At 35.7% G+C, this 13,149-nt stretch carries 13 protein-coding genes; all 13 read left to right on the top strand.

The genetic code is table 11. From position 1 onward, the window contains the following. Positions 1–27 precede the first annotated feature (27 nt). From fliM to BLS02_RS10360, 13 genes are read left to right on the top strand one after another with little or no spacing between them, the layout of a single operon-like run. Positions 28–1,020 carry a flagellar motor switch protein FliM gene (gene fliM, locus BLS02_RS10420; RefSeq protein ID WP_092492942.1) on the top strand — a complete coding sequence of 331 codons (993 nt, stop codon included), beginning with the start codon at positions 28–30 and terminating at the stop codon, positions 1,018–1,020. Further along, positions 1,010–2,155, top strand: coding sequence for a flagellar motor switch phosphatase FliY (gene fliY, locus BLS02_RS10415; RefSeq protein WP_175559486.1), 1,146 nt, complete (start codon positions 1,010–1,012; stop codon positions 2,153–2,155). Before fliM ends, fliY begins: the two co-directional genes overlap by 11 nt. Positions 2,156–2,180: 25 nt before the next feature. After that, positions 2,181–2,543, top strand: a complete 363-nt coding sequence (locus tag BLS02_RS10410; RefSeq protein ID WP_092492940.1) for a response regulator — start codon at positions 2,181–2,183, stop codon at positions 2,541–2,543. Between the two features lie 16 nt (positions 2,544–2,559). Further along, positions 2,560–3,204, top strand: coding sequence for a flagellar biosynthetic protein FliO (locus BLS02_RS10405; protein ID WP_139180786.1), 645 nt, complete (start codon positions 2,560–2,562; stop codon positions 3,202–3,204). Next, on the top strand, positions 3,197–3,862 hold the full coding sequence (gene fliP / locus BLS02_RS10400; protein WP_092492938.1) for a flagellar type III secretion system pore protein FliP: 666 nt from the start codon (positions 3,197–3,199) through the stop codon (positions 3,860–3,862). The genes BLS02_RS10405 and fliP overlap by 8 nt, the downstream gene beginning before the upstream one ends. Before the next feature lie 15 nt (positions 3,863–3,877). After that, positions 3,878–4,147 carry a flagellar biosynthesis protein FliQ gene (gene fliQ / locus BLS02_RS10395; protein WP_092492937.1) on the top strand — a complete coding sequence of 90 codons (270 nt, stop codon included), beginning with the start codon at positions 3,878–3,880 and terminating at the stop codon, positions 4,145–4,147. A 3-nt stretch (positions 4,148–4,150) separates the two neighbouring features. After that, positions 4,151–4,930 carry a flagellar biosynthetic protein FliR gene (gene fliR, locus BLS02_RS10390; RefSeq protein WP_092492936.1) on the top strand — a complete coding sequence of 260 codons (780 nt, stop codon included), beginning with the start codon at positions 4,151–4,153 and terminating at the stop codon, positions 4,928–4,930. 1 nt (position 4,931) lies between these two features. After that, entirely contained in the window at positions 4,932–6,023 is a 1,092-nt protein-coding gene (gene flhB / locus BLS02_RS10385; RefSeq protein ID WP_092492935.1) for a flagellar biosynthesis protein FlhB, read from the top strand. 12 nt (positions 6,024–6,035) lie between these two features. Next, positions 6,036–8,069, top strand: coding sequence for a flagellar biosynthesis protein FlhA (gene flhA / locus BLS02_RS10380; protein ID WP_092492934.1), 2,034 nt, complete (start codon positions 6,036–6,038; stop codon positions 8,067–8,069). Further along, on the top strand, positions 8,066–9,181 hold the full coding sequence (gene flhF / locus BLS02_RS10375) for a flagellar biosynthesis GTPase FlhF (protein WP_092492933.1): 1,116 nt from the start codon (positions 8,066–8,068) through the stop codon (positions 9,179–9,181). The genes flhA and flhF overlap by 4 nt, the downstream gene beginning before the upstream one ends. Then, complete coding sequence (locus BLS02_RS10370) at positions 9,174–10,037, top strand: MinD/ParA family protein (protein WP_092492932.1); 864 nt, start codon at positions 9,174–9,176, stop codon at positions 10,035–10,037. Before flhF ends, BLS02_RS10370 begins: the two co-directional genes overlap by 8 nt. Positions 10,038–10,042: 5 nt before the next feature. Continuing rightward, the gene (locus BLS02_RS10365) at positions 10,043–11,101 is read left to right on the top strand and encodes a protein-glutamate methylesterase/protein-glutamine glutaminase (RefSeq protein ID WP_092492931.1); all 1,059 of its coding nucleotides are present in this window, start codon (positions 10,043–10,045) and stop codon (positions 11,099–11,101) included. A gap of 1 nt (position 11,102) precedes the next feature. After that, on the top strand, positions 11,103–13,127 hold the full coding sequence (locus tag BLS02_RS10360; RefSeq protein WP_092492930.1) for a chemotaxis protein CheA: 2,025 nt from the start codon (positions 11,103–11,105) through the stop codon (positions 13,125–13,127). The last annotated feature ends 22 nt before the right edge of the window (positions 13,128–13,149 follow it).

The raw sequence follows: 13,149 nt of genomic DNA, 5'->3' as shown, positions 1-13,149 counted from the left end.
TTCTCCTGTTTGGAGGTGAGGTTTCTAGTGGAAGAAGTACTTTCGCAAAATGAGATTGATGCATTATTATCAGCAATATCGTCGGGCGAAATGAATGCAGATGAATTAAAAAAAGAAGAAAAAGAGCAAAAGGTTCGAGAATATGATTTTAAGCGTGCGCTTCGATTTTCTAAAGATCAAATCCGCAGTTTGTCCAGGATTCATGAGAATTATGCCCGTTTATTAACAACTTACTTCTCTGCGCAATTAAGAACATATGTCAATATCTCTGTTGCGTCTGTTGACCAAATACCTTATGAAGAATTTATTCGATCTGTTCCCAAAATGACCGTATTAAACATGTACAGTCTAGAACCACTTGAAGGCAGAATTTTAATGGAAGTTAATCCAAATATTGCATATGGAATGCTTGACAGGGTTCTTGGTGGAAAAGGGCATAGTGTTAACAAAGTGGAAAATTTAACTGAAATTGAAACAATGCTAATGTCTCAACTATTTGAAAAAGCGACAGTTAACTTACAAGAGGCTTGGTCATCCTTAATCGAAATTGATCCAGTACTAGAGGATTTTGAAGTGAATCCGCAATTTCTTCAAATGGTATCACCAAATGAAACAGTTGTTGTAGTTTCATTAAATACAACAATAGGTGAAACGAGTGGCATGATTAACATTTGTATTCCACATATAGTATTAGAACCTATTATTCCAAAGTTATCAGTGCATTATTGGATGCAAACAGCTACTAAGAAGCGGGACCCAGAAGCATATGAAAAATTATCTAACAATATTCAACTTGCTAATATTGAAGCAAAGACAATATTGGGTAACACCAATATTAGCATTCAGCAGCTACTTAATTTAGGTGCAGATGACATAATAGCGCTAAATCAGTCAATAGATCATCCATTAACATTAGCGGTAAATGATGAACCTAAATTCTATGTACAGCCTGGCAAATTTAAAAATAAGATGTCAGTGCAAGTACTCGGAGAAATTAAGGGGGGGGACAATAATGAATGACGGTATGCTTTCCCAAGACGAAATAGATGCACTTCTAAAAGTAGGTGAAGAAGAGGACGATATGGTTAAAAATTCAAGCGATACTTTAAATTCTTTATCAACAATTGAAATAGATACCCTAGGTGAAATAGGTAATATCTCTTTTGGAAGCTCGGCAACAACATTGTCTACTTTACTAAATCAAAAAGTAGATATTACAACTCCAAAAGTTACTGTTATCAAAAATACTGAAATAAATAATGTATTTGATTTTGATCATGTAAATATTCAGGTAAATTATATAGAAGGATTCAATGGGAAAAATGTACTGGTTATGAAGTCAGAAGATGCTGCTGTTATTTCAGACATTATGCTAGGTGGTGACGGAACATCTCCTGATAACGAATTAAATGAAATACATTTGAGTGCTGTTCAGGAAGCAATGAATCAAATGATGGGAACTGCTGCAACAAGTATGTCAACGGTATTTGGGAAACGTGTTGATATATCACCGCCAACTATTAATCTTGAAAAATCTAATGGTGATAAAAGTGAAGAATCTATCTCTGATGAAGAACAATTTGTGAAAGTTTCTTTTCAGCTGCAAGTTGGTAACCTAATAGACTCTAATATAATGCAGTTGATACCTGTTCAATTTGCTAAGGAATTGGTTGATCAGTTGTTGAATGCATCTTCTTCTGATGGGGAAAAAGAAGCAGCAGTAACAGCAGAGACAGAAAAGTCAAAAGTGAAAACTGAACAGAAGACGAATTCAGTTCAGGAAAGGTCTGAGAGTGCACAATATCTGGGAGATTCAATTGACCAAGATAGTTCTTCTATTCAACAAGCAACATTCTCGAATTTTGAACAAGTTGAGTTGAACAAGAATGAGCAGCGTAATCTGGACATGCTTTTGGATATACCATTAAAAGTAACGGTTGAACTTGGTCGTACAAAAAGGACCATTAAGGATATTTTGGAACTATCAGCTGGATCAATAATTGAATTAGACAAACTTGCAGGTGAACCAGTGGATATCTTGGTGAACGAAAAATTAATTGCTAAGGGTGAAGTAGTAGTTATTGATGAGAACTTTGGTGTTCGTGTAACAGATATTAGCAGCAGAACAGACCGTTTAATGAAACTAAATAAATAATATATTTAAAAGGGGGATTACTACAATGGCAAAACAAATTTTAATAGTAGATGACGCAGCTTTCATGCGTATGATGATAAAAGATATTTTAAGTAAAAACGGATTTGAAGTGGTTGGCGAAGCGCAAGATGGCGTAGAAGCAATTGAGAAATATAAGGAGTTGAAACCTGATCTCGTTACACTCGATATTACGATGCCAGAGATGGACGGGTTAGCTGCTTTAAAAGAATTAAAACAATTAGATGGTGATGCAAATATAATCATGTGCTCTGCTATGGGACAACAAGCTATGGTTATAGATGCTATTCAGGCTGGCGCTAAAGATTTCATCGTTAAACCGTTCCAGGCAGAACGAGTTGTTGAAGCAATCCAGAAGGCGCTAGATTAAGAAACGAGTGAGTATAGTGATAAAAAGACTAGGATTATTTATTTGTATCATAGCTTTCGTTTTCACCGCTTCGTATCCTGAGATTACTGAGGCGGGACCTAGTGTGGAAAATTGCCTCGATGAAGATGTTGATTGTACAAAGACTGAAACAGCTCCTAATGATACCGATAGTGATGAGGAGTCTGGTGAAATGAGTAATGGATCATTACTATTTAACTTGGTCAAAATGTTTTTTGCCTTACTGTTGGTACTTGGACTTATATACTTATTACTTAAGTTTTTAAGCAAGCGTAATAAACTGTTTCAACAAGTAAAAGCGTTGGAAAATTTAGGTGGTATCTCAGTTGGTCCTAATAAATCAATTCAGCTTGTCCGAATAGGCTCAAAAATCTTCGTTATAGGTGTCGGTGAAAATGTGGAAATGCTACAAGAAATTAGTGAAGAAGAAGCAAAAAAAGAGATTTTACATAGTAATGAATCCAATGAAGAGCAATCAAAGTCATTATTGACTTCTATTTTTCAACAAAAAGCAGATTCAGATGAAGCAAATCAATCTAAGAAAGATTTTAAAAATATGTTTTCAAGTGAATTAAATAAATTAAAACAAAGCAGAACAAAATTAATCAATCAACGTAAACAGAAGGAAGATAAACATGAATGAATTTATCGATATGTTTTCTGGATCTGATCCTTCATCTATATCAACATCAGTAAAACTATTATTATTACTTACTGTTTTATCGTTAGCACCAAGTATATTAATTTTAATGACAAGTTTTACAAGGATAATAATTGTACTGTCATTTGTTAGAACATCACTTGCTACTCAGCAAATGCCACCAAACCAAGTATTAATCGGACTGGCGTTGTTTCTTACATTTTTTGTAATGGCACCAACGTTTAATCAAGTCTACGATGAGGCTTTACAGCCGCTTTTTGAAGAAAATATAACATTGGATGAAGCATATGATCGAGCAAGTACACCAATGAAAGAATTTATGTCAAAACATACAAGGCAAAAAGACCTGGCACTATTTATGAATTATGCAGAAATTGATAAACCAGATAATATACAGGATATTCCGTTAACTACATTGGTACCAGCTTTCGCGATTAGCGAATTAAAAACTGCCTTTCAGATGGGATTCATGATCTTCGTTCCATTTTTGATTATTGATATGGCTGTTGCAAGTGTTCTTATGTCCATGGGGATGATGATGCTACCACCAGTAATGATTTCATTACCGTTTAAAATACTGTTATTTGTATTAGTAGATGGCTGGTACTTAATAACACAGTCATTATTACAAGGTTTTTAAGGCAGGTGATTATATTTGACGAGTGAGTTTGTATTAACCTTAGCTGAAAAAGGTGTCTATGTTATTTTACTTATATCTGGCCCATTGCTTATCTTGGCGTTAGCTGTGGGACTTCTTGTCAGTATTTTCCAGGCCACAACTCAAATACAGGAACAAACACTAGCCTTTATACCAAAAATTGTAGCTGTGTTAGTAGGACTTGTATTTTTTGGACCATGGATGCTTACGAAAATGGTCGAATTCACGGTGAATTTATATCAAAATCTTAATCAGTTTGTAGGGTAAAGCATGTTAGATATTATTAATCTTTCTAGTATTCCTGTTTTTTTACTAATTTTTGTACGAGTTCTAGCATTTTTTTCGACAGTTCCATTATTTTCGTATCGAACAATCCCAACGCCATTTAAGATTGGTTTTTCATTCTTTTTGGCATTAGTAATGTTTTACACAGTTGACTCATCGGACGTGTTAATTGATGATATGTTTTTGTTCTTATTAGTTAAGGAAGCAATTGTTGGTCTTTTAATAGGATTACTAGCTTATATTATACTATCAGCCATCCAAATTGCTGGTGGTTTCATAGATTTCCAAATGGGATTTGCAATTGCTAATGTAATTGATCCGCAAACAGGTGCTCAAAGTCCCTTAACAGGTCAGTATCTTTATATAATTGCCTTATTATTCTTATTATCGGTAAATGGTCATCATTTGTTAATAGATGGAATCTTTTATAGCTATAATTTAATTCCTATAGAATCTTTTATTCCATTTGAAGATGGTACAATCGCTGATTTTGTGATAACTACTTTTAATAAAATGTTTGTGATTGCTTTCCAGATGGCGATTCCAATTGTTGGCTGTTTATTTTTAGTTGATGTTGCGCTGGGAATTATTGCTAGAGCAGTACCACAATTAAATGTGTTTGTAGTAGGATTACCGATAAAAATTTTCGTGAGTTTTGTCGTTATTTTATTTTTCCTTAGTCTTTACATTGTTTTGGCGAAAAGCCTTTTTGAAACGATGTTTGATGCAATGCGAGGTTTAATGCAATTATTCGGAGGTGCTTAATGTGCACTTAAAACTGGACTTGCAATATTTTGCGGGCGCCGATGAAAAAACGGAAAAAGCTACACCCAAAAAACGTCAGGACGAAAGGAAAAAAGGGAAAGTAGCCAAAAGTCAGGACATAAATACAGCATTTTTATTGTTTTTTTGTTTCGTGATTTTAGTAGTGTTTGGTGGATTCATGAAAGACATTATGACAACAATGTTTCAACACACCTTTACAGAGTATATGAATTGGGACGTAACGATACCATCAGTTGGCCAGGTATTAACAGAAACATCATTAGAGCTTGGGAAAATGCTGGCGCCAATAATGGTCGTTGCAATTCTTGCAGGTTTGGCCTCTAATTTCACACAAATCGGATTTTTGTTTACGACAGAGCCATTAAAGCTTGATTTGAAGAAACTGGATCCAATTCAAGGAGCAAAAAAGATTTTTTCGGCTAGAGCTTTAGTTGAACTCCTAAAGTCGTTATTAAAAATCACCTTTATTGGAATAATTACATTTTTAATTATTTGGATATATAAAGATGAGATGATGATGCTTGCATTCAAAACCGCTGAGAGTGCTATTGGTTTTTTTGGAAGAATTACAATTATTATGGGTGTTTCAGCAGCATTCGCATTACTATTTCTATCTGTTTTAGATTACACCTATCAAAAATATGACTTCGAAAAAAGCTTAAAGATGTCGAAAAAAGATGTTAAAGATGAGCATAAAAATATCGAAGGTGACCCTCAAATCAAAGCGAAAATTAAAGAGAAACAACGTCAAATGGCGACGAGGCGGATGATGAGCGAGATTCCTTCAGCAGATGTGGTGATTACTAACCCTACACATTTTGCTATCGCGATTAAGTATGACGAAGATAAAGCTTCCGCTCCATATGTTGTTGCAAAAGGGGTCGATCAGATAGCGTTCAAAATTAGGGAAATTGCTAAAGCAAACAGTGTAGTTACAGTTGAAAATAAGCCACTGGCAAGAACCTTATATGATGTCATTGAAATTGGTGATATTATACCAGAAGAATTTTATCAAGCTGTAGCTGAAATGCTGGCTTACGTTTACAGGGTAGAGAAAAAAGTTGGGCAATAAGGAGAGACATCTATGAAAGCACGTGATTTATCCGTACTTTTAGGAGTAATTTTAATAATAGTTATGCTTGTCGTCCCTTTACCGGGATGGCTATTAAGTATACTTATTTTATGTAATATATCTTTAGCACTTGTCGTTATTTTAGTTTCGATGAATACACGTGAGGCACTGCAGTTTTCTATATTTCCTTCTCTCTTATTGTTATTGACATTGTTTAGACTTGCTTTGAACGTTTCGACTACCAGATCAATATTATCTGAGGCAGAAGCTGGTGGAGTCATTGCTACATTCGGATCTTTTGTAATTGGCGATAACCCTCTTGTAGGCTTTGTTGTATTTGTTATTCTAGTAATTATTCAATTTTTAGTCATTACAAAAGGTGCAGAGCGAGTATCTGAAGTTGCTGCAAGATTCACATTAGATGCTATGCCTGGTAAGCAGATGAGTATTGATGCAGATTTGAATGCTGGATTGATTTCAGAGCAACAGGCTAAAGAACGACGTGAGAAAGTAGAAAGTGAAGCTGATTTTCATGGTGCTATGGATGGTGCAAGTAAATTCGTGAAAGGTGATGCTATAGCAGGGATTATTATTGTGTTAATTAATATTATCTTTGGACTTGTTATTGGTATGGTTCAGATGGACTTCACCTTTACGGAGGCAATGAATACATATATGCGTCTTACCGTTGGCGATGGATTAGTAAGTCAGATACCTGCACTATTAATAGCAACTGCTACAGGGATTGTAGTTACAAGAACAACATCAACCGGTAATTTGGGCAGTGATGTAACGGAACAGCTCCTGCAATACCCAAAATTGTTATTTATTGCAGCGGGAACATTATTCCTACTAGGGTTTACACCAATTAATTTCTTCCTAACAACAACGATGGCCGGACTATTAGCATTAGGCGGATATGTACTTCTTAGACCATCCGATGAAAAAGAAGAGACTGATATCGAGGAAGAGGAGCAGACGGAGTCATCATCAATGAAGTCACCTGAAAGTGTCGTAAATCTATTAAACATGGATCCGATTGAATTCGAATTCGGTTATGCACTTATTCCGTTGGTCGATGCTAGTCAAGGCGGAGATTTACTTGACCGGGTAGTAATGATTCGAAGACAGCTTGCTATCGAATTGGGTATTGTAGTTCCCGTAGTGCGAATTCGAGATAATATTCAGCTAAACCCGAATGAGTACCGGCTGAAAATAAAGGGAAATGAAGTCGCATTTGGAGAATTGTTGCTTGATCATTATCTAGCAATGACTCCAGACATAGATGATGAAGAGATAGATGGTATCGAGACAAAAGAGCCGGCATTTGGTTTACCGGCAAAGTGGATTAGTGAAGAGAATAAGGATGATGCAGAGTTATCCGGGTACACGGTGGTTGATCCTCCATCAGTTGTTTCGACTCATATCACGGAAATAATCAAACAAAATGCTCATGCGCTTTTGGGCCGTCAGGAAACAAAGCAGTTAATCGATCACTTGAAAGAAAACTATCCAATCCTGGTAGAGGAGGTAACTCCAGAGCCATTAGCAGTTGGCGATGTTCAAAAAGTTTTAGCTAAGCTGCTTAAAGAAAATATCTCGGTTCGAAATCTACCAATTATTTTTGAAACGTTGGCTGATTTTGCCAAGATGACAAATGACACAGAACTTTTAACCGAATATGTACGGCAAGCATTATCATCACAAATAACGAAACAATATGCAACTGATGATATGTCATTAAAAGTGATTACTGTTTCAGGAAAAGTAGAAAAAATGATTGCAGAAAGTATTCAACAGACTGAGCATGGTAATTACATAGCGTTAGACCCTGAGTCACAGCAAATCATCGTGAAAACACTCCATGATGAAGTAGAAAAGCTGACATTGCAAGAAGAAACAGCTGTTGTTCTATGCTCACCTGCAATCAGGATGTATCTAAAACAGTTATTAGATAGGTTCCTTCCACAAGTGGTTGTGCTATCGTATAACGAATTAGAACCAAGTGTTCAAATACAAAGTGTTGGAGTGGTGAATGTAGCATGAAGGTGAAAAAGTATGTAGCATCAACAATGCCAGAGGCCATGAATCGAATACGTAAAGAACTAGGACCTGAAGCTGTCATATTAAATTCAAAGGAGATTTTCCACGGTGGCTTTTTAGGGTTTTTTAAGAAAAGAAATATTGAAGTAATTGCAGCACTCGACCCACAGCCTCAGCCACCAAAAAAGCAGGAAACGTTAAAGGATACGAGTCGTGTCAATAAAACAGCGAATGTTGAAGATGGTACTATTTTAAATGAAATACGACACTTAAAGAAAATTATTGAAGTGCAGTCATCGCATAGAAATAACGATTATCCGGATGAGTATCAAGTTATCTTTTACCACTTGATAAATCAAGAAATTGATAAGGATTTGGCAGAAAGTATAATTGATACCATTCTTAGCAAACATGATAATTTACCAGAACATACTCCAACACAAGCTAGTATTTTGGATGATACAAAGGCAGAAATAGAAAACAGATTAAGTGAATTACCATTTGAGGGACTGACATATCAAAAGAAGATTATTCAATTTGTTGGTCCAACAGGGGTTGGAAAAACAACTACTATTGCAAAAGTAGCAGCGGCTAGTATGTTAAAGGACAACAAAAAGGTTGCACTTATTACTGCTGATACATATCGAATTGCGGCTATAGAACAATTAAAAACATATTCAAAGATACTAGATATACCAATTGAAGTCGCTTATAATATTGACGATTACAAGGATGCTGTTGAAAAGTTTAAATCCTATGATTTAATTCTTGTTGATACTGCTGGACGCAATTTTCGCGATGAAAAGTACGTAAAAGAACTGCAGAATAGTATTGAATTTAATGCTTCTATCGAAACGTATTTAGTATTATCCATGACAGCAAAGCCAAAAGATATTACAGAAATACACGATCAATTCAGGCATTTATCGATAAGTGAAGTTATTTTTACTAAAGTTGATGAGACAAGACAATATGGCAGCATGTTGAACATTGCGTTAAAGAAAAATGTAGGAGTGGCATTTATGACAAATGGGCAGGATGTACCGGACGATATAATTGAGCCGTCTCCGAAACTGATTAGTAACTATATAGTAGGTGAATATAGTGATGCATGATCAAGCTGCAAGCCTTAGACGTCAATTGGAAATTTCCAAAGACCCAAGACAGGCAAGAACAATAGCAGTAGTAAGTGGAAAGGGTGGTGTGGGAAAATCAAATGTCGCGTTAAACTTTTCATTAGAGCTACTTAATCAGGATAAGAAAGTTCTTCTGCTAGATTTGGATGTCGGAATGGGTAATATTGATATATTACTAGGTTTACATTCGGAGAAAACAATTGTTGATATGTTTACTGGTCACTTATCCGTTCATGATATTATAGAAACAGGACCACGTGGTTTGGCATATGTTGCAGCAGGATCGGGGTTAACAGATCTTTTTATGATGGATCAGGAGAAAAGAGACTACTTCTATCAGCAATATGATGAATTAGTTAAAATGTATGATTATATCATTTTTGATATGGGGGCAGGAGCAACAAATGATAGTCTATCATTAATTCTTGCATCTGATGAATGTGTTGTCGTCACCACGCCAGAACCGACATCCATTACTGATGCGTATGGCATGATAAAGCACATTTTAAATAAGCAAAGAAATATGCCAATATCAGTTATTATGAACCGCTCAGCTTCTGTGAAAAGTGGATACCAAGCATTGGATAGATTTCAAAGGGTTGTTACTCAATTTTTAGATGTAGAAATTCAGAAGCTGGGCATACTCCCTGATGATAAAATAGTATCAACTGCAGTAATCCGCCAAATACCATACGTTCTATTAAATGAAAAGGCTGCTGTATCTAAGGCTATTAAAGAAATTGTCAACAACTACACATCATATGGAACTGAATATCAGCAACAAAAATCTACTTCCTTTGTAACAAAATTAAAGCAGTTTATGATGGAGAGGTAATTCACATGACGCCCATACGCATTGTAGTGATTGATGATTCAGCATTTATGCGTAAAATAATCACAGATATGTTATCCAGTGATAATCGAATCGAAGTAGTTGCTGCAGCAAGAAATGGCCAGGATGGACTTCAAAAAGTTCATAAACATAAGCCAGATGTTGTTACACTCGATGTTGAAATGCCGGTAATGGATGGAATTACAGCATTACAACATATTATGGAGCAAATACCAACTCCAGTAATTATGCTCTCAAGTGCGACAAAAGAAGGAACATCCAAGACAGTCCAGGCAATATCTGAAGGGGCAGTTGAATTTATAACAAAGCCTACAGGAGTAAATTCCATAGACACAGCTCAAATGAAAGAAGTGATAATAACTAAGGTTATTGTTGCTTCACAAGCAAAAATAGTTAAAAAGAGACCCTTAAAGGAAAATGGCAGCGTAACAGATACTACTGTTCTGCGAAGATATTCCAAATCAATTGTAACTATAGGGGCATCTACTGGTGGACCGAAAGCACTTAAACGGGTATTAAGCGATTTGCCAGTTAACATTCCGGCATCTATATTGATTGTGCAGCATATGCCTCCAGGGTTTACCAAGTCACTTGCCGAACGATTAGATAAATTAGCTAATATTCATATTAAAGAAGCATCCCATGGAGAATTTATAAATGAAGGAACTGCATATATTGCACCAGGAAATTATCATATGAAGTTGAACACTGTTGGAACTGCGCATGTTATTGAGTTGACTCAGGAAAAACCAAGAAATGGGCATAGACCTGCAGTTGATGTTCTTTTTGAATCATTGGCAAAAGTTGAAAAGGTTAACAAAATTTCTGCTGTGTTAACTGGAATGGGCAGTGATGGATCACAGGGAATAAATGATTTGAAAGAATCTGACCCAGAATCAGTTATAATTGCCGAAGCGGAAGAATCATCTGTTGTATATGGAATGCCTAAAGCAGCTGTGAAAACAAACCGCGTCAATCATATTGTTCATTTACATCAAGTAGGGGATACCATTACGAAGTTAGTAAATAGATCAGGGGGGACGTAAAATGGATACAACACAATATTTAGATGTGTTTATTGATGAAAGCACAGAGCACTTGGAAGAGTTATACAAACAGTTACTTGAATTGGAGAAAAATCCGGAAGACAAAAAGATTATAGATGAAATATTTCGGGCTGCACATACATTGAAAGGTATGTCTGCAACTATGGGCTATACTGATGTAGCTAACTTAACGCATAAGTTGGAAAACATTTTTGATGGTATCAGGTACGATAAAATAGCTGTCCAATCTGACATGATTGATACTCTTTTTGAAGCGGTTGATCAGTTAAACGCAATTGTTGAAGATATCGGAAACGGAGGAGACGGAAAACGAAATGTAAGCCATATTGTTACATATCTGGATAAAATTGAAAAAGGTGAAAAGGAAATAATTAATGATAAAGCCAATGAAAACGGTTCAAGTGAAACCTTTAATACACTTGAAACTGTTAAATCATTAGACCAGTTTGAGATTTCCATTTTAAAAGAATCATCAGAACGCGGTTTTTTTAACTATGAAATATCAGTACACTTAAGCGAAGATTGTTTACTAAAAGGTGCTCGTGTTTTTATGGTATTTGAAGTATTAGAGAAACTTGGAGAGGTTATTAAATCCGAACCATCTGTTAATGAGCTGGAAGAAGAGAACTTTGAAAATTCTTTTACAATGCTTCTAGTATCTCAATTTGAAGAAGAAGAAATACAATCGAAAATTATGAAAGTGTCAGAAATTGAAAAAGTTAACGTAAATCACTTTTCAATAGATACATATACACAGGAGCAGAAGAATAAAGAGTCTGCGATGGAAATCCGTGAGGAAACGGAATTGCCAGAAAAAAATAAAGATGAAGGAAAAAGTACTGGTAAGAGCACTCTAAGTAAAACAATTCGGGTAAATATTGATCGCCTGGATGTTTTAATGAACTTATTTGAGGAATTGGTTATTGACCGTGGGCGTTTAGAGCAAATTTCATTGGAGCTTGATAACAACGATTTGCAGGAAACTGTCGAGCGTATGACACGTGTGTCCGGAGACTTGCAAAATATCATTCTAACAATGCGAATGGTACCAATTGATCAGGTGTTTAATCGATTTCCGCGTATGATAAGGCAAATTGCACGTGATTTAAATAAAATTGTGGAAATTGACATCATTGGTGCAGAAACGGAATTAGACCGAACAGTTATTGATGAAGTCGGCGATCCATTGGTCCATCTAATAAGAAATGCAATGGATCACGGGATTGAATTACCACAAGAGCGAAAAGCAAAAGGAAAGCCCGAGAAAGGAACAATTACGCTAGAGGCATACCATAGTGGAAATCATGTGTTCATTGAAATATCAGATGATGGTGCCGGAATTAATAAACAAAAAGTACTTGAAAAGGCAATTACTAACCAAGTAATAAGCAGTGCACATGCTGAGACCCTATCAGATCAACAAATCTATGATCTAATTATGGAAAGCGGATTCTCAACAGCAGACGCAATTTCCGATTTGTCGGGACGTGGTGTAGGGTTGGATGTTGTGAAGAATACAATAGAGTCATTAGGTGGCGGTATAACAATTGACGCAACAGTCGATAAAGGGTCAAAATTTTCGATTCAATTACCGTTAACCTTATCAATAATGTCTGTGTTGTTAGTAGAATTACAAAATGAAAAGTATGCAGTTCCATTATCATCAATAATTGAGACTTCCATCATTCATAAAGACCGGATCATGTATGCTCATAATAAAAGCGTAATAGATTTTCGGGGTAAAGTAGTACCGCTAGCTTATTTGAGTGAGATTTTTACTGTTCCACAAACAAATAAAGAAGATCAAGAATATTTATCGGTTGTCATTGTTCGTAAAGGAGATAAAATGGCTGGACTTGTTGTCGATTCGTTGATTGGTCAGCAGGAAGTCGTATTAAAATCATTAGGAGATTATTTATCTAACACTTTTGCTATATCTGGAGCAACTATTCTGGGAGACGGAGAAGTAGCCTTAATTATTGACAGTAACGCTCTAATTAAATAAAAACTGAAATTGGAGGAATTAA

This window comes from Virgibacillus salinus (assembly GCF_900102415.1).
In the GTDB taxonomy this organism is placed as follows: domain Bacteria; phylum Bacillota; class Bacilli; order Bacillales; family Amphibacillaceae; genus Lentibacillus; species Lentibacillus subterraneus.
The sequence above is the reverse complement of the archived record's forward strand: the minus strand, read 5'-3'. Positions and strand labels throughout refer to the sequence as shown.

Excerpts from the sequence above, each read along its gene's own strand:
- BLS02_RS10360 (WP_092492930.1), top strand. The coding sequence starts at position 11,103 with ATGGATACAACACAATATTTAGATGTGTTTATTGATGAAAGCACAGAG.
- fliP (WP_092492938.1), top strand. The coding sequence starts at position 3,197 with ATGAATGAATTTATCGATATGTTTTCTGGATCTGATCCTTCATCTATA.
- fliR (WP_092492936.1), top strand. The coding sequence starts at position 4,151 with ATGTTAGATATTATTAATCTTTCTAGTATTCCTGTTTTTTTACTAATT.
- flhA (WP_092492934.1), top strand. The coding sequence starts at position 6,036 with ATGAAAGCACGTGATTTATCCGTACTTTTAGGAGTAATTTTAATAATA.
- BLS02_RS10370 (WP_092492932.1), top strand. The coding sequence starts at position 9,174 with ATGCATGATCAAGCTGCAAGCCTTAGACGTCAATTGGAAATTTCCAAA.
- flhF (WP_092492933.1), top strand. The coding sequence starts at position 8,066 with ATGAAGGTGAAAAAGTATGTAGCATCAACAATGCCAGAGGCCATGAAT.
- BLS02_RS10410 (WP_092492940.1), top strand. The coding sequence starts at position 2,181 with ATGGCAAAACAAATTTTAATAGTAGATGACGCAGCTTTCATGCGTATG.
- BLS02_RS10365 (WP_092492931.1), top strand. The coding sequence starts at position 10,043 with ATGACGCCCATACGCATTGTAGTGATTGATGATTCAGCATTTATGCGT.